This window comes from Bifidobacterium sp. ESL0682, from assembly GCF_029392815.1.
In the GTDB taxonomy this organism is placed as follows: Bacteria; Actinomycetota; Actinomycetes; order Actinomycetales; family Bifidobacteriaceae; genus Bifidobacterium.
The window spans coordinates 1,394,939-1,418,220 of sequence record NZ_CP113942.1; the positions used below are offsets into that span (position 1 = coordinate 1,394,939).

Here is a 23,282-nt window from a genome sequence, read left to right on the forward strand (position 1 = left end):
CTCGCTTATACCAATCAACACCACCTGAAAACCAGAACCCTGCCTATGCCGGAAATCTCATTCCACGATGCCGCGGGCAATGAGCTCACGTGCGGTCTCGCGGTATTCCTTGGCCGTCTTGTGGTTCGGCGCATAAATCGTAATCGGCGCGGCCGCAACATTGGAATCGGGCAGTTTGATCGAACGGGAAATCACGGAGTGGAAGACCTTGTCTTGGAAGGCCTCGTAGATGCGCTGCAGGACTTCCTCGCAGTGCAGCGTCGAGGTGTACATCGTCACCAGAACGCCGTAGACCTCAAGCTGCGGGTTGATGCGAGAACGCACCTTTTCAATGGACTGCATCAACAGCGCCACACCACGCAAGGCGAAGAATTCGGCGGCCACAGGGATGATCACACCGTCGGCCGCGGCGAGCGCATTGACCGTCAACAGCCCCAGTGAAGGCTGGCAGTCGATGATGATGACGTCATATTCATCGCGCACGCCTTCCAAAACGCTGGCGAGGATGCGTTCACGCCCGACCTCGGTAACCAGTTGCACCTCGGCCGCAGAAAGGTCGATGTTAGCGGGGATGATGTCGAGATTCTCGAAAGCGGTATGCTGCACCACGTCATGCACATCAAGCGAGGAATCGAACAAAGCGTTGTAAATGGTGGCATCCACGGTGTTCGCATTGATGCCCAAGCCGGCACTGGCAGCACCCTGCGGATCGAAATCGACGATGAGCACACGCCGGCCATACTGGCTCAGCGCCCCACCGATGTTGATGGAACTGGTCGTCTTGCCGACCCCGCCCTTCTGGTTGCACATCGCGATGATACGCGCCGGGCCGTGGTGGCTCAGCTGCTTTGGCGCGGGAAACGTCTCATATTTTCGTCCAAGAAGATCGGTAGGCATGTCTTTTATGCTATCAACAGGCCTGTTCACCGGAACTGGCGGCGGTTTGACCGAAATCGTGCCCGGCAACGGCAATTGACCTTGCATGGCTTTGTGCTTCTTCTTTGCCATCTCACCCCTCCAGCTTCATCGCATTCCGTCTTCCATACGCCATCATAATCGACGACATACATCGGCTGTTTCAACGCGCTCGTGGATGGGCGGTCAGATAGGTTTCGATGAGGTTTTCCGGACTCACATGAGTGTAGATCTGCGTGGTGGTCACCGAAGCGTGGCCCAGCAGCTCCTGCACGGTGCGCACGTCGGCACCGCCCTGAATCAGATGGGTGGCAAAGGAATGACGCAATGTGTGCGGGTGCAAGGGCTTGGTGATATGGGCTCGCTCCCCGGCGGTTTTGACAACCTCCCACACCGATTGCCGCGAAATGCGATGCCCGCGTTTGTTGAGGAATATCGCACGACGCTCTTTGCCTCCTTTGCCCTTGGATTCAAGCTGCGGCCGTCCAATCGTGGTATAGCGCTGCAATGCCTTGATCGCGTACTCGCCCAACGGCACCAGCCGTTGCTTCGAGCCTTTGCCAGTGAGCACCACTACCCGCTCGTCAACATCCATATCATTCAAATCAGCATCCACCGCTTCGGAGACGCGGCAGCCGGTGGCGTACATGAACTCGAGCAGTGCCTTGTCACGCAGAACCACCGGGTCATCGGAACCGCCCATCGACGCGGCATCGAGCAAACGAATAACCTCGTCAACACTCAGCACATCAGGCAAGTGGCCATTGGCCTTCGGCGCCTTGACACGCGAGGAAACATCATCGGCCACCACGCCCTGCCTCAGCGCAAAATTATGAAACTCATGGACGCTGGCCAGCCGACGCGCCTTGCTGCGCCCGCTCTCCCCCGCCTCGTCAAGCGCGGCGACATAAGACTCGACATCGTGACTGGTTACATCAACCAGATCTTTGATTCCTTGCGCATCCAGCCAATCCAGATACTTGCGGATGTCGGCCGCATATGCCTTCACCGTGGATTTCGCCAGCCCGCGCTCCACGTCGATATGCGCCAAAAACTGCGCAAGCAATGCGTCTGATCCATCCATAATTCCATTCTCGCCGCATTGAACGACTTTCGCCATCATTGCCAGCGTCATAAATTAAAAAATCCACGAATACGGTCACTCCAGCCCTGGCGCATAGCAGAAGGTCCGTGTTCGCAACAATCGCCATTGCAAGCAATACATTGAAAACACGGACCTTCAGGAAGGCAAAACCAGCAAACACAGCATTTGATGGTTTGTGTCAGGCCACCGGTCCGGCTTTCAGCATTTGCGCGAACCGAACCCGCAGCCTAACGCTTCGACATCACCTCAGCCTTCCTGGCTCAGGGCCTTTTCTCCACGACGGGTGTAGATGAAGAGCGCACCCGCACCGCCGAGCAGGGCGATGACGATGAGTCCGACCACAATCGCGCCTGCACCGCCGGTCATCGGCAGCTGCGAGAAGGAATTGATTTCCTGGACGAGGATGTAGTGAGTAGGATCGGCCGCCTTGTCCCAGTTACCTTCGGCCACCAGGTCCCATCCGTCATGAGAGTTGGAGTACGCAGGCTCCTCAGCGGACGGATCAGGAACGGAAGTGGTGGGGGTATCAGTCGAGACCGTGACGGTGAAGGTCGACTTGCCCAGTGCAGAATACGGTACCGGTACCGTGTTCTGTACGACAGTGTAGGTTCCTTCCGCAAGACCGGTGAACCGCATCCTACCGACAGCCAGGTCATAGGTTCCAGTGCCACTGCCGTCAGCTGGAGTCAACGTATCGAAGACAGTAGAGTTATCGACAGTAGCCGTTTGGTCCGCTGCCTTCTGATACGTTCCATCGCCCAGCTTCATGAACTTGATCACCGTGGCACCCTGCTTGATCTGGAACTCACCACCGGTCAGATAGGTCGAATGGTTGTTCTTGTCGACATCGGCAAGACCGAAGCCGTACATATATGTCTTAACCGTACCGATCGGATCGCCGTCGTTGTCAACATCGGTGGTGGTGCCGTCTCCAGGAGTTCCGTCGTCACCGGTTGGCGGATTGCTCGGATCATTGGAATGAGTCAACGACACGCCGTTCTGCAGCTGCACATTTTCACGTGCGCTGTCATCGATCTTCATCGTATAGGTGATCTTGAAATAATCGCCGTAGTACGAGGGAGTACCTTGCGTGAAGTTGATGATGCTGCCGGAGAAGTTGAATTCCACCGGATCGCCAGAAGAGGCGCCGCCGGACACCGTATAGTCGGTACCAGCCAAGGTATGTTGAATTCCGGTATCCGCAAAATCGGCGTTATCGGCGATCTTGATGCTGGTCACTCCCTGATAGGTCAAGCCATCTGACGGATCATCCTTGACTACATAGGTGTAGTGGCTGAACCCGGTGGTCAACGGAACCTTGGAGACAATCATGTAGGTCAACGTGTCGCCGACGGAAGCATTACCCGTGGTCGGAGCAATCATCTTCTTCTTCACGGTCAACGGATCGTTTTTCACACTGACCTCACCGAGCTTGACCAACGGACTCGTGGAGAAGGCATCGTAGACATTCGGGGTGCTTGCGGTGTCGACCACTGCCGTGCTTGCCAGCATCGGAATCGATGCCGGAATCTTGGTGAGATTCACTGCACCGTGGTTGGCGGTGGTGTCGACGATGATGTAGATACCCTGTTTGACGCTGAATTGAACGGTGGTGTCATCATCATCAAGCACGGTAGTCGAAGCCTGAACCTCATGGCCATGGGCCGGATCGGCAAGACGGTTCTTGAAGTTCGCGTTCTTGGTCAACGTGGTGACGAACTTACGAAGGCTGCCGCTCCAAGCCGCCGAACTTGAATTTGAGGTGGTATCGGCTGTTTCTCCGGAAGGAGGTGCGACAGACGAGGGGAAGCCAAGCCATGTCACCGCGACCGCGCCGACAGGGTTGTTGGCATAGCCGGATGGCAAAGAGCCACTGGTGCTGGTGGTTGTATAGGCATCCTTCATGGCCTGCATGATCTGCTCATTGGCCGGTACGCTGCCGGCATCGACCTGGCTGGAATCCACACCAACCGAGGACAACTTTCCGCCACCGACAGCTGGGGTCTGCGCATTGCCGTAGGCACCGATACGCATCGCGGTGAAGTAATGTCCACGCAGCTTGGAGCCCTTGCCTTCGATCTTCAACGTCGTATTGGCGTTCTGATCGATGGGAATGTTGTCATCCGCCGACGCGGTGCCCGCAGGCACCATTGCCAACGCCACTAGAGCCGCAGCGGCAACAACACCGCCAACGCCGCGTCTCAATCCTTTGTTGATATTCATGATGGTTCACTTTCTCTGTGAAATTTCGGTTTCAAATATTGGTTATGTTCGGCAATCAACTGTTTATTCGGTCGTTACACCTCCATCGACCTGCAGTCGGCCGAACGTCCCGGGCGGCGAGAGCGACATCAACGTCAACGCAGACGTCGCCCGGGAACACAGCAATTTAAGGATCATCGGCCACCGCCTTTCCAAACCTCATTTTCCGGCTGATCACCGTGTAGACTCCGGCTCCGATCACCAGCAACGCCGCAACAATTCCGGCGATGGTCGGCACAAGCCTGCTGCGGTCACCGGTTATCGGCAACGAATAGACCGGCGCGGACAAATCCAAATCGTGAACAATCCAATCGGATTCGTTGGTCTGCGGATCGATGCCGTACACCCTGACCTGACCAGGCGTCATGCCATCCGGTACGGTGAACGACCACGTGCCATCCGCCTGAACGGTCGCCGTCTCCTCGTTATTGTTGGGCCAATGGATATGAACCGTTGCCCCGCTGGCCGGAACCGTATGGGCGGCATCGAGATATGCAGTGCCACTGACCGTATTCAAGGCTTGCGAAGCGTCAAATGCTACGAACGGCGCCGTCATATCAACGACCTGCTCCTTGTCCGCCGAGAAGCCAGAATCCACACCTCCCGCCGTGTTGACCAGTTTCGCAACAAACACATAGTCTTCGCCCTGCGCCAACTCACTGGTGAAGAATGACGGATCCACCTCACACGACCAGTTCTGCAATCCAGCATTGGTGAGAACCTGCGTGCAACCGCTGATGATATCGCTCTCGCTCATCGGCGGATCAGACACATGCCTGACGTAGACTTTCAGCGTCTCTCCTGCCGAGTTGGGGGTCGCCGTGCCGTGGATAACCACCCTATCGGTGCCCAGGAGCACGCCGCCATTGGGGTTGGTCGTGTGCGGCACGTCAACCGTCGTGACCGGCGGAGCCGTACTCGGCACTGCGAACTGGACTGTACGGATGTTGGAGAACTCCGAGGTGATGTCCATTGAATCCCTGGTCGCGGTTTGCGTAGCATGGTAGCGCTGGGATCCTGTGACCTTCGTGTTGTCCGTATCGGTATACGACCAATTGCCATCCACGTCCACTACCACGGTGCCGACCAGACGGCCTTGCGTAGCCGGATCGTTGGGGTCGCTCGACTGAATAGGATGGGCGTCGTCTTCGGCGTAGAGGTTGATGGTGGCTCCTGGCTCGCCGGTGCCATAAATCGTCGGATGCTGGTCAACATACGCATTTTCGTTTGGCGTGGTGATGACCGGCGGACGTACCGGCAGACCGTACTTGCTGAACACCGTATCGATGACCCAGCCCCTGTTGACCAGTGCTGCAATATCGAACTGGGACATAGAGGTCGAAATCCCGGGATTGGTCTGTCCATACAGAGGATTGAATATCTCCTTCGGGCTGAAATCCTGCCCCGAGGCGACAGTGGTCGCTCTGCATGAACTGTTGCCAACGCTGGTAATCGGCCAGGTGACCAGTTTGAAATAACCGTCAAGGCCCTGATCAGTTTTGGCCTTCGCAAAATCAATGGATCCATCTGCATTCTGAGCAGGACTCAACGTATTTCCCGGGCCTTGCATGGCACGCAGATGCGGTGAGGAGCCACTTTTGTTGAACGCGTATCCGGCCGACTGCGACCATGCGAAGGTCAAGAGTTTATCGTTAATCGCCGTTTGCGAGACTTCCTGGGCTTGCGGTGTCAAATCAGTCACCGGCACCCATTTACCGTCTTTAAGGCCAATCCATTGGAAATAGTAACCGGCAGTAGACGAACAAGGCGATAAGGAGGACGCGCGATTGAACCATTTCACGAAGAATGAGTTGGGAGGCGCGACACCGATATTGTAATCAATACTGTTGGCGGTCAACCCATAATCGGTGACCAATCCCCAATTGGTCTGACCGCCGCTCCATAGATCCGGATTGTCGTTCCAACCGACCATAGCACGCGGCCCGTTGCAGCCCATTCCGTCACCGTTGGCCCCACATGTCAGGTCCTGATAGACATAGGCCGGATAATCCGCCAGAACATTGGTCATGTAGTCAGTATCGATACCCGCCTGCTCTGTGGCCAGTACAGGGTAAACTCCGTAAGGCAAAAGCGTTGTAGCGGCCGTGGGAACCTCAACCCATAGGTACTGGCTGAGCTTTGACCCACCCAAATCGTACGGACTGGTGGTCAGCACACCCGATATGGCAATGGCGCAGGTCACCGAAATAGTAAGGTAATCGAAATCCCCGGCAGTCAGCACGCTATGGATGGTGAAGCAATTGTCTTGGTTCGCCGCCCAGTTCATGGCACCGGCCTTGCCTGACAAGGTGTTCTTGTAGGTAAGGGTAATGATTGCGCCGACCCCAAGCAGATTCAAAGTGGAGTTGTATCGGATGACCATGCCACAACTGGCTCCAATATGATTGGTTCCATCGGCACATTGCCAAGCCAGATCTGCCGTGCTCGTCGCATTAGCATTGACTTGGCCGTGGCGCACACGTACAACAAAATCAGCACGCATCTGTTCGCTGCTGGCCGGGTCGCTGTTGAGCACGATGTGCTGGTTGTCGGCCAGCATCTTGGTCAACACCGGCTTGCTGGTCAACGGAACATCCTGCGTCGACACCTCGTCGGCATTCGCGACGTTTTTCGAAGATACCGGAGCGAGCAACTCCATCCCCGCCTGCGCCACTATCAGAAGAATCGCCAATAACAGCGCGCATAGGGAAGTTGCCAGTCGTTTGCTTCTCTCACCATTGCGCAACATAATCGCCACCTTTGGCATAACAGTTACATCTGTTGATTAATCTATGCTGTCAATAACTAGTATATAACAATTGGTACAACGGCGGGCGAAATTACTGAAATATCCTCTTTTCAGCGGGATTTATTTAGATTTATCTATCGAGAAATGCCTATATAAAATGATTGACGGATTTTCTAAAATCCAACTACAGAACCACAGCAAACGAAATCAACGGCGATGACGAATCGGCCACTTACGCCGGTGGCGAATTAGGTTGATGGTTATTCCCACAGCGAGAACCGCCAACATGCCGCAGATACCCATCAGCACACCGTCGCCGGACGAGTCTTCAGGATAGGGAATGTCCTTGGGAATCGGCCGCCGTTCGGCGGTAAGGATCAATCTGTGCGTATTGACGCCATAGGGAGTGCAAGTCATCAGCGTAACGAGGTCTTTGCCTGGCACAACGGAGTAGAAACGGGTGTCATCCGGCAAGACGACATGCCTGGCGACGATTTTGTAGCCTATGGTGTGGTCCAGCGTATTGATGTAGATGACATCACCCTTTTTAAGCTCATCAAGACGCGTAAACAACAGCTCATAGGGCCGTCCGGTATGACCGGTCAGGACGGCATTGGTGGATTTACCGCCCACCGGAAGACTGGTGCCATACAGGTGCCCGACACCATTATCAAGCACCTTATCCGAAGTACCGTGGTAGATCGGGAGCTTCAAAGAAATCTTAGGGATGCGAATCATGCCCATGGCGCCACCGCCTTCATTGAGCAGACTTTGGTAAGCCGTGTCTTTCTCAGAACGGGTGGCCACTTTCTTCTTGCCTTGTTGGCTCTCGGGCCCCGAAGCAAAGGGGTCGACATACTCTCCGAATGATTGCTTGCCAGCGGCTATGCCGGCATTGTATTGCTGCGCAGCCGCAAACTCCTGCGCCACACGGCCCTGTGGCCATTTCTTGACGCGGTTCATGGCAGCGACCGCCTCTGCCTCCTGCTTGCGAGAATTGATGTATTGATTGGCCGGCAACCATAGAGCCAGCCCTATGGCGCAGACAACACACAACGCCATCAACGCTCTCAGTGCATTGATGAGCATCCGTTTGCGATGAATGACATGATAATGGGTTTTGGCATGCCTGAGCACCCTGCTAAATGATTCGTCGAAAACCGGGATATTACTAGCAACAGCACCTTTATGGCGCGGCTTCGTCGATCCGCTCATCGCAGGCCTCCCACAACCGAACAGCTGTCGTTCGGCTTTCACTGCCTATCAAAGATCACGACCATCACAAGCAATCTTTGCTTCGATTGTCTTAGTTTTTACTATTTATTATCTATGTTTATTCCGACATATCGTAAATTTTTTGCTGGTCAAACCGTCAAACTGCACCAGACTGGTATAAAAAGAACCCTGCATCAAACAATGCAGGGTTCGAAAATACGCGACCTGAAAGAATCAGGCAGCCACTGGGGCGTTGACATCCTTGGGCAGTGCGGCCTTCGCCTGGTCGACGATGGTCTTGAAAGTGTCCGGATCGGAAACGGCGAGCTCGGCAAGCGCGCGGCGGTCGAGTTCGATGCCTGCGAGCTTCACACCTTGCATGAAGCGGTTGTAAGTGATGCCCTGAGCGCGGACAGCGGCGTTGATGCGCTGGATCCACAGCTTGCGGAAGTCACCCTTACGCGCCTTGCGGTCGCGGAAGTTGTAGTTAAATGAATGGAGCAGCTGTTCCTTCGCACGACGGTACGAACGGGAACGCTGGCCACGGTAGCCCGAAGCCCTCTTGAGAACGACGCGACGCTTCTTGTGAGCGTTGACTGCGCGCTTGACACGTGCCATATTGTTTCCTCTAGCTTTCTATAAACCTTTTAAAACCTATACGCCAAGCCGATTTCAGCGGCCGAGCAGCTTTCGCATGTTCTTGCTCTGCGCCGTGGCCAGCACCTGGTCGCGGGAGAGGTTGCGGCGCTTGCGCGCGGACTTGTGCTCAAGGTTGTGGCGCATCGAGGTGCCAGCCTGCATGAGCTTGCCCGTACCGGTGACGCGGACGCGCTTTTTCGCGGCGGAATTGGTTTTCATCTTCGGCATTGCTGCCCTCCTATTTCCTTCGGATATCGAATGCATTCTTCGATGCCCTGTACCTGCCGACGTTTTCGCCGACCTGCACAAAAATTTCGTTGTTACTTCTTGCTTGCCCTAGGTGCTGGCTTGGCCGACTTTGTAGCGGTGGTAGCAGACTTGGCGGCTTTTGCCGGCTTGTCCGACTTGGTCGCAGCTTCAGACTTAGTGGCCTTCGGTGCTACCTTGGCAGCAGTCTTCTCGGCAACTTTCGCGGGCTTTGCGGGAGCAGATTCTTCCGCTGCCCTAATCTCGCTAACCGCGGCCTTGGCCTCGCCGGCCTCCTGTGCCTTTTCCTTTTCCTTGGCTGCCAGCCTTGCCTTCTGGCGGGCCTGACGGTCGGCACGGGTGTCGGCGCCACGACGACGCTGCTCAGACTGAGCGTGCACCTTCTTGCCCTTAGGAGCCAACGTCATGAAGATGTTGCGTCCCTCGTGCTTGGGGTAAAACTCGATGGTGCCGTACTCGGAGACCTCATCGGCCAGACGCTGCAGGAGTTCCACACCGCCGATCGGACGGGACTGCTCGCGGCCACGCAACATGATGGTGACCTTGACCTTGTCGCCGCCGGAAAGGAAACGAATCACATGGCTCTTCTTGACTTCGAAGTCGTGTTCGTCGATCTTCAAGCGGAAACGGATTTCCTTGATCTCGGCCGCACTCTGGTTGCGACGCGCCTCACGTTGCTTGATCTTCTCGTTGTACTTGTACTTGCCGTAGTCGATGAGTTTGGCGACCGGAGGCTTTGCATTCGGCGCCACCTCAACCAAATCGAGATTCGCTTCCTTGGCCAGATTCAATGCGACGGAGGTCGCGATGACCCCGACCTGCTCGCTGTTCGGGCCGATCAGTCGTACCTGGGAGACGCGTATCTCGTCGTTAATGCGTGGTTCTGCGCTGATGATGAACTCCAATCCTTGCTGCCGTCGGACGCGTCATCATCGGAAAGCACACATCATCGAACAATTCGACAACCATCGCAACAGGAATTCAAAACAAAGGCATCGCAAAACGGACACCAGGAATATTCGGCAAAGCCGATTTCCTACTTCCGGATAAAACCGGAATGCTTTGAACCCGAAGCTACGATAAGCTTCCAGGTGGGGCGCACCCACTTTCTTGATTTCTCAAGCCTGTTTAAGTATACCCGGCCTCCAGACAATAACAACACCCTATAAGCAGACTCTCAACCAATGGCTTATCATTGAATGTGACTTCAATCACATTCTTAAAGGAGAGATTATGAAAGCGGTCCGTTACTACGGCAAGGAGCATGTCCAGCTTGATGACATTCCGGAACCAGAGTTGAAACCGGGAACCATCAAAATTAAACCGGCTTATACCGGTATCTGCGGCTCTGACCTGCACCTTTACTTCGACGGCCCGGAGAGTGGCGGCATCACGCCCGGCACCCCTCACCCACTTTCCGGAGAGAAACTTCCCACCGGCTTCGGCCATGAGTTCTCCGGTGTTGTGGAGGCAATCGCGGATGACGTCGATACCCCCGTCAAGGTCGGCGATCACGTCGTGGTCGAGCCGCTTATGGTTTGCGGCAAATGCTACGCATGCCAATCCGGAAACTACAACGCCTGCGAAAAGATGGGCTTCATCGGAGTCAACGGCGGTGGCGGCGGCCTGAGCGAGCACATTGTGGTCGAATCCCGCTGGGTGCATCCCATCGGCGATCTGCCGCTTGATCAGGCTGCGCTCATCGAACCCATGTCAGTGGCTTATCATGCGGTCCGCCGCACCAACCCTCAACCCGGCCAGACTGCTGTAGTCGGCGGCGCCGGCCCCATCGGCCTCTTGATCGGCACCGTGCTCAAAGCCAAGGGCGTCCGAGTCATCATCTCCGAGCTTTCCAGCGCCCGTAAGGAAAAGGCGTTGAGTTCCAAGTCGGCGGACATCGTCATCGATCCCAGCAAAGAGGATCTCGGTAAGCGGGTGCACGAAGAAACCGGCGGCGCCGGCGCGGATATCGCGTTCGATGCGGCAGGATCAGAAATCGTCGTTCATCAGCTGCTCTCTGCCTTGCGCCCTGAAGGAAGGCTGGAAATCGTGGCGTTGCATGCCAAACCCGTCACGCTCAATGTCCTGCCCGAACTCATCATGCCCGAAAAGCTCATCGGGGCATCCATCGGCTACGCCCACGATCATGAGCCCGTTATCAAGCTGGTTCATGACAAGCACATCGATCTTTCGCAGTTCATCACGGATCGAATCAAGGTCGACGACATCGTGGAGAAGGGCTTCAAGGCCCTGCGTAACGATGCCGAACACCACGTCAAGATCATCGTCCAGATGTGACGATTAATCCACGATATATATAAGAGGTGGGGTGCCGATATCGATCGGCACCCCACCTCTGCGTTACTCATGAACAACTACTTCCTGCACACGGCTTCGATGTTGTTGCCGTCAGGATCGTGAACGAAGGCCGCATAATAGTCCGGGCCATAATTCGGACGAGGACCGGGCGCACCGTTGTCGGCGCCGCCAGCCTTGAGGCCAGCCTCATAGAACGCCTTGACGGCATCCTCGTCGGCAGCGGTGAAGGCGATGTGGATCGGCGCCGGAGTCGTGCCCTGCGCGGCTTCGATCCAAACACTGTCGCCATCCTTGCTGTCCGCAAACATCACGGCTCCGGGGAACTCCACTCCCTGCACGTAGCCGAGCGGGGCCAACGCGGCCTGATAGAAGGCCTTTTCGGTGTCGAAATTGAGCGTGTACACGCCGATATGATTGATCATGGCTACTCCTCGAAACGATGAATATATCGCATGTCATATTAACAGTGCCGCATATACATTTTCAGCCCGTATCACCGAGCCACGGCGCACCCATACCTCTACAATTGCCTTATGTCTCAAACTTGCGTCGTTTTCGCGGCAGGAACCTATTACGGCAATGAACCGTCAGCCAGAGAGCTGCCCGACCACGCCTTCGTGGTGGCTGCTGACGGCGGACTCGATCACGTCTGCAAAGCAGACATTCGCCCCAATCTGGCTATCGGGGATTTTGATTCCGCAAAAACCAAAGTTCCGCAAGATATCGAGGTCATCACACTGCCTCCCGAACACGACGATCCCGACATGCTTTCAGCGCTCAAGGTCGGCTGGTCGAGAGGATGCAGGGATTTTCGCATTTATGGCGGCCTGGGTGGACGACTAGACCACACCATCGCCAATATCCAGTTGCTTGCACTGCTCGCCCGCAACGGCGGACACGGGTTACTATACGGCGAGCACAGCGTCATCACCGCCATTTGCAATGGTTCGATGCACTTCCCTGCTCATGCTTTGCACCTTGGTGATGCCGTCAATGCCGACAATCGCATGGTCTCGGTCTTTTCGCACAGCGATGTTTCGCACGGAGTCACGGAAACGGGACTCAAATACGAACTGCAAAACGGCACGATGCACAATGACACCGTGCTCGGAGTGAGCAATGAACTGCTTGATGATCGCTCTTCAACGATAAGCGTGGCTGACGGAACTTTGATCGTCACATTCCCCACCGAAGCAGCCTCGCCGACATTCAAAACCGAAATCAAGAGCGCTGAGACGTTGGGACCGCTGGCCTCCCACGTCTCGGCACTGCTCAATAAGTCACGTTGAACCCCAATCAGCACTGAGCGTCTCCCAGCGCTTCCGGCCTGCATGCCATCGAAACGACGATTCCCATTACACTCTGCCTCAAAGTGCGCAAATCCACGGATGCCCCATCGCTAACACAACTGTGAATCAGCGAACATAGATTGGTCACGTTTCCGGCATTTCTCACTTTCAAAGCACCAAGGAAAAACCTAAAATCAAATCAACAATATAGTGAAAGGGCTCATTATGGCCAACGAAAAACAACCGTGAAACCAGATCCGGCGCAGCAGGACGGCAAGGCGCTCTTCGTCTGCTACAACCACTGCACCACCTGCGCCAAGGCCCGCAAATGGCTCAACGAAAACGACATCGACTTCACGGAACGCAACATCAAAATCGACAATCCCACCGCCACGGAGCTCAGGCGCTGGTGGAAGGCAAGCGGTCTGCCTCTGAAGCGTTTCTTCAACACTTCCGGCATGCCGTATCGGGAGATGAAGCTCAAAGACAAGCTACCTGACATGAGCGAAGATGAGCAGCTGAATGTCCTCGCCAGCAACGGAATGCTGGTCAAACGACCAATTATTGTGAGCGCTAACAAAATTTTGGTCGGTTTTTCTCCTGAAGCGTGGGGAAACGTCTTCGCTAGTACAGCAGACAGGTTACAGTAAAAGTGTTGGTAAATATACAGCGAAGGACACGAGCCCGTGTCTTCAAGCTGTTTCCTTTAGGGAGAATTACATGACAGTAAAGATTGGTATTAACGGTTTTGGCCGCATCGGCCGCCTTGCGTTCCGTCGCATTTTCGAACTTCAGGCCCGCGGTGGCGAGGCCGGTGACATCGAAGTCGCAGCAATCAACGATTTGACGACGCCTTCCATGCTCGCCTACCTCTTGAAGTACGACAGCACCCACGGCACCTTCCGTCACGACGACGGCACCCCGGTCGACGTCAAGTCCACCGATGACGCGATCATCGTCGACGGCAAGGAATACAAGGTCTATGCCGAGAAGGATGCCCGCAACATTCCGTGGGTAAAGAACGATGGCGTTGAGTTCGTGCTCGAGTGCACCGGCTTCTACACCTCCGCCGAGAAGAGCCAGGCTCACCTGGACGCCGGCGCCAAGAAGGTCCTCATCTCCGCTCCCGCGAAGGATGAAACCACTCCGACCATCGTCTATGGCGTCAACCATGAAACCCTCAAGGCCAGCGACAACATCGTCTCCGCCGGCTCCTGCACCACGAACTCCTTCGCGGCGCTCGTCAAGCTGCTTGATGACAACTTCGGCATCAAGGTCGGCTTCATGACCACGATCCACGCCTACACCGGCACTCAGATGCTGCTCGACGGCCCGCGTGGTTCCAAGCCGCGCAGCAACCGCGCTGCCGCCATCAACACGATCGAACACTCCACCGGTGCCGCCAAGGCCATCGGCAAGGTTGTTCCTTCGGTCAACGGCAAGCTGCAGGGCCATGCCCAGCGCATCCAGGTCCCGGACGGGTCCATCACCGAGCTCTTCACCGTGCTCGACAAGGATGTCACCGCTGACGACATCAACGCTGCCGCCAAGAAGGCCTTCGAGAACAACGAGACCTACGGCTACAACGCTGACGGCATCGTCTCCTCCGACATCATCGACGACACCCACGGTGGCGTCTTCGATCCGACGCAGACCGACGTCAACACCGTTGACGGCACGACGCTGGCTCGCACCGTTGCCTTCTACGACAACGAGTACGGCTTCACCTGCAACATGATCCGCACCCTGCTCTACTTCGCTGAACTCAGCAAGTGAGCCGTTGCGACGTTAAGCTGCACATCCGTTTCATCAAGGAAACGTGATTAATACAAAAATCCCCAGCCAAGTGGTTGGGGATTTTTGTATATAACAGCAATCGTTCATACGAGCCTGGCAAATTCAATGAAATCGGCCTTCCGTACAGACAAACAGCACAAAACCCGAAGCATTCTGTTTCATAGGCATACTCTATGACGATTAGACTTAAACGATATGAGCAAGAAGCATAAGAAAAACGGCGGGACCGCCTCCACTCCGGCAACGCGCGAACTGACCGAGGCGGGAATTCCCTTCACCATCTACGAGTACGAGCATTCTTCGGATCACATGGACGAAGGATACGGACTCGAAGGCGCGGAGAAGCTCGGTGTCGACCCGCATCGATCGTTCAAGACGCTGATGGCCGACACCGGCGAGGAACGAGTCATCGGCGTGGTGCCGGTCAGCGGACATCTGGATATGAAATACCTTGCTGCAGCAGTAGGAGCCAAGAAAGCCACGATGGCTGATCCGAAGGTCGCACAACGCGAAAGCGGCTACGTCGTCGGCGGTATTTCTCCGCTTGGCCAACGTACCAACCACAAGACGGTGCTTGATAAAAGTGCGATGCAATTTGACGAAATCATTATCTCCGGCGGCAAACGTGGCTTCAGCATCGGCGTGAACCCGAACGACCTCGTGAACGTGCTTGGGGCGACCGTCGCCGAAATCGGTACATGGTAATCCTCGCGCGCGAAAGAGTGAAACGGGGGTTCTGTCGTCTCGTATAACCGCACGCCCTTAACCAGCGTTTCCATCATGGACATTTAATAAAGGCTACCTACCATTGCGTGGTGTGCAGACTACGACAAATAGTGTGTTCAATATCGCATTTGCGCGACATCCGATTAGAATAGCGAACGATAACCATTACGTTTTCATCTTTCAGGAGTTGACATGACTTCATCGGTTCTCCCCTTCGTTCGGGTCAGCAATTCACTATTTCGCACGGCGATTACACTGCTGTGATTACCGAGCTCGGCGCAATCCTGCGTAAGCTCACCTATCGCGGCAAGGATATGATCGCCTCGTGGGACCCAGACAACATCGTGCCCTGCACCAACGGCGAACTGCTCGTTCCCTTCCCCAACCGTATCGAAGACGGCGTTTACACTTTCGAAGGCAAGACCTATAAGCTGCCAATCGACGAGCACGAAAAGCACAATGCCATTCACGGCTACGGCTATCGCGCCTTCTGGAATCTTGAAAGCCTCGAAGAAGATAAGGTGACGCTCACCTGGCGCACCGGCAATATGAAGGGCTATCCCTTCGACCTGCTGGTTCGTGCAGTGTACAGCCTCAGCGACGATGGACTTCAGCTGACCTTGTCCGCGGCTAATAACGACAACGTCAACGCGCCTTGGGCCTTGGCCATCCATCCGTGGATTGCCAATGGTTTTGATGGCTATGGCGATGAAATTGATGGACAGAACGCGCAATGCTCGGTCACCATCCCGGCACGCACACACGTCACCGTCAACGAGCGCCTGCTGCCCACCGGCACCGAGCCCGTCAGCGGCAAATATGATCTCCGTCAGCCCACGGCGCTGACCGAGCAGCCGTTCGACGATGCCTGGACCGACGTGGAGCGCGATGCCGAAGGCAACACCTTCGCAACGCTGACCCGTCCCGACGGCCTGACGGTGAGCGTCGGCGGCGACAAGACCATCACCTCCTTCCAGATGTGCACCGGCACCGGTTTTGCACCAGAGTCGCATCCGTCCGGCGTCGCCATCGAGCCGCAGACCGCGTACGCCAATGCGTTCAACACCGGCCGCGACCTCATTGTCGTGCGTCCTGGCGAAACCAGCACAACCAACCTCTATTTCAAGGCCGAGCAACACTGAGCAACCAGCTGATTTAACGTGTAGCACGATCGGCATGGTCCAGCTGCCGCTAACCAGCCAGTTCTGCTAGTTTCCGTGCACCTTGGTGCTTAAAACATACGAAAACTAGCAGAACTAACCTGAATCCAGCAGCAAAACCAGATACGAAGTCGCAACAACGTGCGATAATACCTAAGGCTTATTCATTGGAAAGTAAAGGAGTCCATCATGGGAATGCGCGGACGTAAACGTAAGGCACGCCGCAAAAAGGCGGCCAACCACGGCAAAAGGCCAAATGCCTGAGTTCCGTTAGGTACGCAAAAATAACGAATGCCTCGCAGCAATTGCGAGGCATTTTTGTATACCGCTCACGAAAAACATCTGCAACAATCACAGACAGCAATGATGCCATCAACCTGACGATATACACGAAAACCGAATATGGCCGAATTCAGCATCGTCCACAGTAACACCAATAAAAAAACCACGCATTGAAGCGTGGCTACAAGATTTAAGCTTGTGCACAAGACTATGCGGTAGCGATTTCCCCACCGCAAGATTCCTCCAAGCAGCAACGATCGAGCGTTGCTTGGAGCTTGAAATGAGGCATTGCGGAGCGCAAGTCGGACGCAACAATTCACGCAATTCGGCAATCAATGCTTTCTCACGCGCATCACAACAGGATTCCGGGTTGAAACACTCTTCATCAGCCACAGTATTGTTGGAATCATAACGAGAGATCTCGATGTCGGCGCGATTGACACCGTCGGCGCATTGGCTTGTTACCACCACTCGGCTGGTGCGTTCAGTTCGTCCGTCCATCGTTGCTCTCCTTTCGTGATGCCGATAAATCACTATTATTACTCATTTTGGCCGTTTTGGGGTTCGCGGACAGTGAAGACGCCGCCTTATCGCCGTTTTTCATGTTATTTGTGGCTTTTGTCGCATTCGCAGAGCCTGCAGATTCCGAGGGCATTGCGGTTTTCCCTGATTCCTCTTTGCCATAGCCACGTTGACGGGCGTACTCGGTCAGCTCATCCTTTAACTGCGCTCGAGCTCGATTAAGCCGGCTCATCACCGTGCCAATCTTGATACCCTGTTCCTTGGCTACCTGCTTATACGATTTGCCGTCAATGGCGGTATCGATGAACACCTGCCGGCGTTCCGGCGAAAGCGAATCCAACGCCTGCATGATCTCGGCTGGCGCGAATCCATCCAGATATTCCTGTTCGGCGGATTTGAGCCCTTCAGAGGAATGATCGGAAGCGGAATAGATATCCCAGTCGTCGTACTCCCCGTCGAGTCGTTGGCACGCTGTGGCCGACGCTTGGCCTTCGCATATTGATTGAAGTAGGCATTGCGCTCGATCGTGGTCATCCACGCCTCAAAATTGCTGCCGGGGCGGAAGCTGTCGAACGCCTTGAATGCGCGCTCGTAGGCATCCTGAACCAAATCCTGCGCATCCTCGGGCTTATTGGTCAATTTCATGGCCTGCCGATACAACGCATCAACTGCAGGCATGGCGAGTTTTTCGAAACGTGCGCGCTTCTGCGCGGTCGTCTCGGTTTCGCGGTGTTCTAGCTGCGCCTCATCGGTTTGTGTCACATCACCATTCTAAACATCACGCACCTATCAGCCGACACGCACCATCCACACTGTTAAAATAGACGATTCTCATACTTTCTTTTGATTCTTTAGACTCCATTCTCATTGTTATACAATCACGCAATAAACGTTGTGCCGTAAGGCTTTTGACGGCTCAACGGACACGGCCCAGATGTCGGAATGGACACGCACAATAGAATCATGGACACAGCAAAGAACCTCGATAAGGACAACAGCACTTCGATCAGCGAAGCAATCGCGAAAGCTCCAACCCAATCGGACGATACAAAACTCTCCGATGCCTGGCTCTTGGGATTCGATACCGAGACCACTGGTACCGGAGCTAAAGACGCCATCGTCTCCGCATCACTGGTACTCCGCAACCCGGCAGAAGGCTATGAAGGCGACGTCGTAGCGGAATGGATGATTAACCCTCACCGACACATCAGCGAGGGTGCAAGCCGTGTCAACGGGTTCACCGATGAGTTCCTCGAAGCCAACGGAGCCGAACCTGGCGATGCCATCGCCTCCATCGCCGCCATTGTCACCGCAGCGCAAAACAAACACATTCCACTGCTCGCCTACAACGCGCCGTTTGATGTTCGCATGCTCTCCGGCGATCTCAAGCGCTGGGACCTCGATCCGCTTCCCGATGAGCTGCTGGTCGTCGATCCACTAGTCATCGATCGTGAAATCTCCAAGCGCCATGGCAAACGAACATTGACCTACACCACCGAATATTACGGCATCGAACCGCATGGCGACTTCCATGACGCCACCGCCGACACCACCGCGGCCGTCGATCTCATCAAGCCGATGTCCACGCTGTATCCGCAGGTCGGCAATCTCAAGCTCGCCGACCTCATGGATTGGCAGCGTGAGGCCCACAAGAAGTGGAAAGACTCGTTCAACGAGTGGATGAAATCGAAAGGCCGCCGACCGGTCACCGATACTTGGCTGTGACGAAAGCCTCGCCACAAACGAAGCGTGGCAAAGCCATGAACGCGAACCAAAACACGGCACATTAAAAGATGCCGGAGCTATCGCAAATTATTGCAATCACGGTTGCAATTCCGGCTTCCCTCGCCCACACCATGCGGTAGCCTTACCTATGGCAAGAAAGGTTCGGTATGGCTCTGACATTGGCATCGGCGGTTGAACTGCTCGACGAGCACCATCTGCTTCGCGAAATCATCCAAGGCAAGAAATGGTCCCGCAATCCGGCCCGCTTCGCCGGCGCCGAAGACGCCTTTACCTCCATTACGTATGACACGCGGCAAGTGCGTGAGGGCACACTCCTGTGCTGCAAGGGCCATTTCAAAGCTGAGTATCTTGACGGCTGCGACGAACGCAGGCTCAAGGCTTACGTGGCCGAGACGGATTTCAGCGCGAAATGTGACGCCATCGGCATCATCGTCAATGACATACGCAAGGCCATGAGTCTGCTTTCTGCAGAGTTTTACAGGCGACCACAAGACGAGCTTACGGTTATCGGCATCACCGGGACCAAAGGCAAGACGACCACCGCCTACTTCGTCCAGGCAATCCTCAATGCCTCCAGCGACGGCAAGGCCGCGTTGTTCTCATCGGTCGACAATTGCCTCGACGGACACACCTACACCACCTCGGCACTGACCACACCGGAATCGATGGACGCGTTCGCGATGATGCGACAGGCCGTTGACAACGGGATGCGTTACCTGGTGATGGAAGTCTCCTCGCAAGCCTACAAGGTCGACCGCGTTTACGGGCTCACGTTCGACGTCGGGGCTTTTTTGAACATCTCCCCGACCACATCAGCCCTATCGAGCATCCTACTTTCGAGGATTATCTGTATTGCAAGCGACAGATTACGGCCAATAGCAAGGCCTTGGTTCTAGGAGCCGACTGCGACCATGCCGATTTGATTACCGAGGACGCCGCGGCCGCCAATGTTCCCGTCACGACCTTTGCGTTGCATACTGACGAACGCGACAGCGGCACAGAAGCCAACACCGTCGCATGGCCGGCAGATAAAGATCACACGGCATTCCATATTGAGGTTGCCAGCACAGCCAATACCTACAAGCTCCGCATGGACGGCGATTTCAACTACGCCAATGCCGCAGCGGCGCTGACCATCGCACGGCTCGCCGGCGTGGATCTGGGCGACGAAAAGATCTCACACGCCCTGGAAAACGTTCGTATCTCCGGACGTATGGAACGGTTCAAGGACTCGCACGGGCCGAACATCGCCATCGTCGATTACGCCCACAATTTCGCCAGTGTCTCTGCACTGATCGATTTCACCATGGAACGCTACGGCTCGAACAAACCGCGTATTACTCTGGTCAGCGGCTCTGCAGGCGGCAAAGCGGTTGACCGCAGACAAGAGATCATCGATGCCGCGCAACATCGCGTCGACCGCATCATCATCACAAGCGACGACCCGGACAAGGAACGAGCGGAAGACATCTGCGAGACGATGCAATCCGCCGTCAACGACCCTGATGTGCAATCGAGCATCATCGTCGACCGCCAGCAGGCCGTCGAAACCGCCATCGCCGAGGCGCAGGCCCATGATGGGTTCGACGTCATTCTGGTCGTCGGCAAAGGCGAGGAGCAGTGGATCAAGGTCGACGGCAAGCACGCCCCCTACGAAGGCGATACGCATATCGTCACCAGATTGTTCTCGTAATCGAAGCAACGGCGAAAACAGATAGACGATATACCGGATTCGATTACATTCGTAGACGTAAACTTGAACGTTAGTACGGTGAAAGCGAAACGACAAAGGAAAGCATGATCAGCTTAGAAAAAATCGAATACCCCCAGCTGGAACAGGCCGCAGCCGAAGCCGGCATCACGCTGCCGATTGAGCAAACCGGCATTTGGGCCAACTTCCAGGCGGATATCCCCGGGCGCACGCCGTGGGGCTCGTATCGGATTCTGCAGGACGGCAAAACCTTGGCGTTCATTGGGTTCATCGATATGGAAACGCATGGCTATCACTATCTGCGTGCGGTTCATGGACCGGCCTGGATTACCAAACCGGACGAAGCGCTGGAACGCGAGACCATCGATGCCATTGTTGCCGAGGTGAAACGGGTCGATAAGAAGGTCGTTTTCCTCCGCATTGACACTTGGTACACCGACGGCACCACGCCGGTGCTTTCCACCATTCCATACAATCAAACCGTTATCATCGACGTCACCGGCGGCGATGACGCCATCATCAGCCGCATGAAAAAGCGCGGACGCCGCGACGTACGCAAGGCACTACGCGAATGCCCGGCCGACGTGGCCGACGAAACGAAACAGGCCATCGCCGACTTCCACGAATATTACGATGTGATGGTAGAAACCGGCAAGCGCGACGGCTTCACCCCTGCCCCTATCACCGATTATTCGGACATGATCGAAGCGCTGGGAGCTGAGCACTGCCGCGTCTTCGCCGCCCGTATCGACAATCGTGTGGTGGCCTGGTCCATTGTCACCGTCAACGGCACGCGCGCCGTACGCTATTATGCCGCGATGCGAAACGACGTGATGCGCCTGCACGTCACCGACAAACTGCTCTATCAGGAATGCTGCATCCTCGGCTCGCAGGGCATCACCGACTATGATCTGATGGGTATCGGCAACGACTTCGCGCCAAGCCTCACGGGTTTGAACGAGTTCAAGTGCAAGTTCACCGAGGACATCACACCGGTGGCTCCGGCACGTGACGTACCGATCAAGAAGACCTTCTATAAGGCACTTAAGGCCGCAAAAAGCTTAGGAACAGGCTGTAAACCTGCAAAGGATTGCATAACATGGCAAACAATACAAACGTCACTAGCGGCGTTGAAAACCCCGCCTCGACACGAAACCAGCAGACTGAGTTCCTGCCGGTTTTGATTGGCACCGGGGCCAACGCCTACGGACTGGCCTGCGGGTTTTACCAGACTTACGGCGTTAAATCACTGGCCGTGGGGCCCGCCGCACTGATTCAATGCCGGAACTCTTCCATCGTCGATATCCGTATCATTGCGGACTTGACCGAAGACGAGCATTTTGTTCCCGAACTGCATAGGCTTGCCACGGAGCTGAAGGCCCAGAATCCCAACCGCCAACTGCTTATCATCGCCTGCGGCGACACTTCCGCGGCGTTGCTTGCCGAACATCGTGACGAAATCCGCAAGGACTACCTCACCTCGACCATCGACGGGCCAACGCTGGAACGCGCCGTCGACAAGGTTTCGTTCTGGAAACTTTGCGAGACCACAAACGTCAATACTCCCCTGACCGCGGTGTATTCCTTTGCTGATTTTGAAGCTGGTCAAAAGGTTCCGCAGCCTTCCGCTTTTCCGCTGGAGCTCAAGGCAGCGGACAGCGTTTCGTATTTGAGCATCGATTTCCCTGGCCGTAAGAAGGCCTACACCATCGGCGATGCCAGCGAGCTCAACCAAGTGGCGCACGACATCTACACCAACGGATACCGCGGCGACCTCATCATCCAGGAGTTCATTCCCGGCGACGACACCGGCATGCGCACGCTTAACGCGTACGTCAACAGTGACGGCAGCGTGGCCATGATGTGCATGGGACGGCCCGTCATGGAGGAATACGCACCCAACCGCATCGGCAACTACGCCGCCATCATCTCCGAAGGCAACAAAACCGTGTACGAGCAATGCAAGCGCCTCATCGACGAACTCGGCTACACCGGCTACGTGAACTTCGATATCAAGCGTGACCCGCGCGACGGCAGCTACCGCTTCTTCGAGATCAACCCGAGGCCGGGCGGGAGCAGCGATTACGTCACTCAGGCCGGTTTCAACCTGGCCAGCTGGATTGCCGAAGATCTGGTGATGAACCACCACGCCGAACCGTCGTTATGTTTCAGCGAACACCTTTGGATGGAAATTCCCAAGCGAGTGCTCAAGAAGTACGCTCCCGCCGGGCAGCTCAAAGACGATGCACTGAGACTCATTAGCGAAGGAAAGTGGAGCCGTTCCTGCTTCAATCCAGCCGACCGCAACCTGAAGCGCACGCTTCAATTGTGGCGCTGGCAGCTGCATATCTCTCGTGATTTCAAGCAGTATGCACCGAAACGGAGCTAAGACTGAACTTCCGATATCTATTTTCGGAATACGAAATAAACTTGATGATCTGCTACTCACTGCTAAAAGCAGGAAGTAGCAGATCGCGTAAGAAGCGCGTCTCTCTAAACACGCAACCATGTTCAAACGCATAAGGCACCTGACGCTGGTACTATAAGTCGGGAGCATCGTTATATTCCGTTTCGAGCG

Annotated in this window: 18 protein-coding genes and 3 pseudogenes; 10 read left to right on the plus strand and 11 right to left on the minus strand. The window is 55.4% G+C overall.

Features of this window, described 5'->3' with window-relative positions; genetic code table 11:
- Positions 1 to 57 precede the first annotated feature (57 nt).
- The 8 genes and pseudogenes from OZX57_RS05910 to infC all read right to left on the minus strand — a co-directional run.
- Positions 58 to 897 carry an AAA family ATPase gene (locus OZX57_RS05910; protein ID WP_277162962.1) on the minus strand — a complete coding sequence of 280 codons (840 nt, stop codon included), beginning with the start codon at positions 895 to 897 and terminating at the stop codon, positions 58 to 60.
- A gap of 181 nt (positions 898 to 1,078) precedes the next feature.
- Positions 1,079 to 1,999, minus strand: a complete 921-nt coding sequence (xerD, locus tag OZX57_RS05915) for a site-specific tyrosine recombinase XerD (RefSeq protein WP_277161791.1) — start codon at positions 1,997 to 1,999, stop codon at positions 1,079 to 1,081.
- A 267-nt stretch (positions 2,000 to 2,266) separates the two neighbouring features.
- Positions 2,267 to 4,243 (minus strand): isopeptide-forming domain-containing fimbrial protein, encoded by a 1,977-nt coding sequence (locus tag OZX57_RS05920; RefSeq protein WP_277161792.1) that lies wholly within the window; start codon positions 4,241 to 4,243, stop codon positions 2,267 to 2,269.
- 166 nt (positions 4,244 to 4,409) lie between these two features.
- Positions 4,410 to 7,031: a hypothetical protein gene (locus OZX57_RS05925; protein WP_277161793.1), complete on the minus strand. Its 2,622-nt coding sequence runs from the start codon at positions 7,029 to 7,031 to the stop codon at positions 4,410 to 4,412.
- Positions 7,032 to 7,238: 207 nt separating this feature from the next.
- Positions 7,239 to 8,246, minus strand: coding sequence for a class C sortase (locus tag OZX57_RS05930; RefSeq protein WP_277161794.1), 1,008 nt, complete (start codon positions 8,244 to 8,246; stop codon positions 7,239 to 7,241).
- Between the two features lie 234 nt (positions 8,247 to 8,480).
- Positions 8,481 to 8,864: a 50S ribosomal protein L20 gene (gene rplT, locus OZX57_RS05935; RefSeq protein WP_277161795.1), complete on the minus strand. Its 384-nt coding sequence runs from the start codon at positions 8,862 to 8,864 to the stop codon at positions 8,481 to 8,483.
- 54 nt (positions 8,865 to 8,918) lie between these two features.
- Complete coding sequence (gene rpmI / locus OZX57_RS05940) at positions 8,919 to 9,113, minus strand: 50S ribosomal protein L35 (protein WP_277147283.1); 195 nt, start codon at positions 9,111 to 9,113, stop codon at positions 8,919 to 8,921.
- A 287-nt stretch (positions 9,114 to 9,400) separates the two neighbouring features.
- A pseudogene (gene infC / locus OZX57_RS05945) lies at positions 9,401 to 10,057 on the minus strand (translation initiation factor IF-3); the annotation flags it as partial.
- A 328-nt stretch (positions 10,058 to 10,385) separates the two neighbouring features.
- Here infC and OZX57_RS05950 point away from each other — a divergent pair.
- Entirely contained in the window at positions 10,386 to 11,450 is a 1,065-nt protein-coding gene (locus tag OZX57_RS05950) for a 2,3-butanediol dehydrogenase (RefSeq protein WP_277161796.1), read from the plus strand.
- A 77-nt stretch (positions 11,451 to 11,527) separates the two neighbouring features.
- Here OZX57_RS05950 and OZX57_RS05955 read toward each other — a convergent pair whose 3' ends face one another.
- The gene (locus OZX57_RS05955) at positions 11,528 to 11,893 is read right to left on the minus strand and encodes a VOC family protein (RefSeq protein WP_277161797.1); all 366 of its coding nucleotides are present in this window, start codon (positions 11,891 to 11,893) and stop codon (positions 11,528 to 11,530) included.
- A 111-nt stretch (positions 11,894 to 12,004) separates the two neighbouring features.
- Between OZX57_RS05955 and OZX57_RS05960 the strand changes: the two genes are divergently transcribed.
- The 5 genes from OZX57_RS05960 to OZX57_RS05980 all read left to right on the plus strand — a co-directional run bounded on the left by OZX57_RS05960 (position 12,005) and on the right by OZX57_RS05980 (position 16,425).
- Positions 12,005 to 12,760: a thiamine diphosphokinase gene (locus tag OZX57_RS05960; RefSeq protein ID WP_277161798.1), complete on the plus strand. Its 756-nt coding sequence runs from the start codon at positions 12,005 to 12,007 to the stop codon at positions 12,758 to 12,760.
- A 140-nt stretch (positions 12,761 to 12,900) separates the two neighbouring features.
- Complete coding sequence (locus OZX57_RS05965) at positions 12,901 to 13,410, plus strand: arsenate reductase family protein (protein WP_277161799.1); 510 nt, start codon at positions 12,901 to 12,903, stop codon at positions 13,408 to 13,410.
- A gap of 70 nt (positions 13,411 to 13,480) precedes the next feature.
- Positions 13,481 to 14,536 (plus strand): type I glyceraldehyde-3-phosphate dehydrogenase, encoded by a 1,056-nt coding sequence (gene gap / locus OZX57_RS05970; protein ID WP_277161800.1) that lies wholly within the window; start codon positions 13,481 to 13,483, stop codon positions 14,534 to 14,536.
- A gap of 216 nt (positions 14,537 to 14,752) precedes the next feature.
- Entirely contained in the window at positions 14,753 to 15,262 is a 510-nt protein-coding gene (gene ybaK, locus OZX57_RS05975) for a Cys-tRNA(Pro) deacylase (protein ID WP_277161801.1), read from the plus strand.
- Positions 15,263 to 15,483: 221 nt separating this feature from the next.
- Positions 15,484 to 16,425, plus strand: coding sequence for an aldose 1-epimerase family protein (locus OZX57_RS05980; RefSeq protein WP_277162963.1), 942 nt, complete (start codon positions 15,484 to 15,486; stop codon positions 16,423 to 16,425).
- A gap of 390 nt (positions 16,426 to 16,815) precedes the next feature.
- Here the strand turns inward: OZX57_RS05980 and OZX57_RS05985 are convergent, their stop codons facing one another.
- Together OZX57_RS05985 and OZX57_RS05990 are read right to left on the minus strand one after the other, a co-directional pair.
- Complete coding sequence (locus OZX57_RS05985; protein WP_277161802.1) at positions 16,816 to 17,226, minus strand: hypothetical protein; 411 nt, start codon at positions 17,224 to 17,226, stop codon at positions 16,816 to 16,818.
- Positions 17,210 to 17,925: pseudogene (locus OZX57_RS05990) on the minus strand (sigma-70 family RNA polymerase sigma factor). The gene OZX57_RS05985 and the pseudogene OZX57_RS05990 overlap by 17 nt, the downstream one beginning before the upstream one ends.
- A gap of 285 nt (positions 17,926 to 18,210) precedes the next feature.
- Between OZX57_RS05990 and OZX57_RS05995 the strand changes: the two are divergent.
- The 4 genes and pseudogenes from OZX57_RS05995 to OZX57_RS06010 all read left to right on the plus strand — a co-directional run bounded on the left by OZX57_RS05995 (position 18,211) and on the right by OZX57_RS06010 (position 23,093).
- On the plus strand, positions 18,211 to 18,972 hold the full coding sequence (locus OZX57_RS05995; protein WP_277161803.1) for an exonuclease domain-containing protein: 762 nt from the start codon (positions 18,211 to 18,213) through the stop codon (positions 18,970 to 18,972).
- Positions 18,973 to 19,139: 167 nt separating this feature from the next.
- Positions 19,140 to 20,686: pseudogene (locus tag OZX57_RS06000) on the plus strand (UDP-N-acetylmuramoyl-L-alanyl-D-glutamate--2,6-diaminopimelate ligase).
- Between the two features lie 104 nt (positions 20,687 to 20,790).
- A complete protein-coding gene (locus tag OZX57_RS06005; protein WP_277161804.1) occupies positions 20,791 to 21,888 on the plus strand; it encodes a GNAT family N-acetyltransferase in 1,098 nt (365 codons plus the stop codon).
- The gene (locus OZX57_RS06010) at positions 21,804 to 23,093 is read left to right on the plus strand and encodes an ATP-grasp domain-containing protein (protein WP_277161805.1); all 1,290 of its coding nucleotides are present in this window, start codon (positions 21,804 to 21,806) and stop codon (positions 23,091 to 23,093) included. The genes OZX57_RS06005 and OZX57_RS06010 overlap by 85 nt, the downstream gene beginning before the upstream one ends.
- Positions 23,094 to 23,282: the final 189 nt, after the last annotated feature.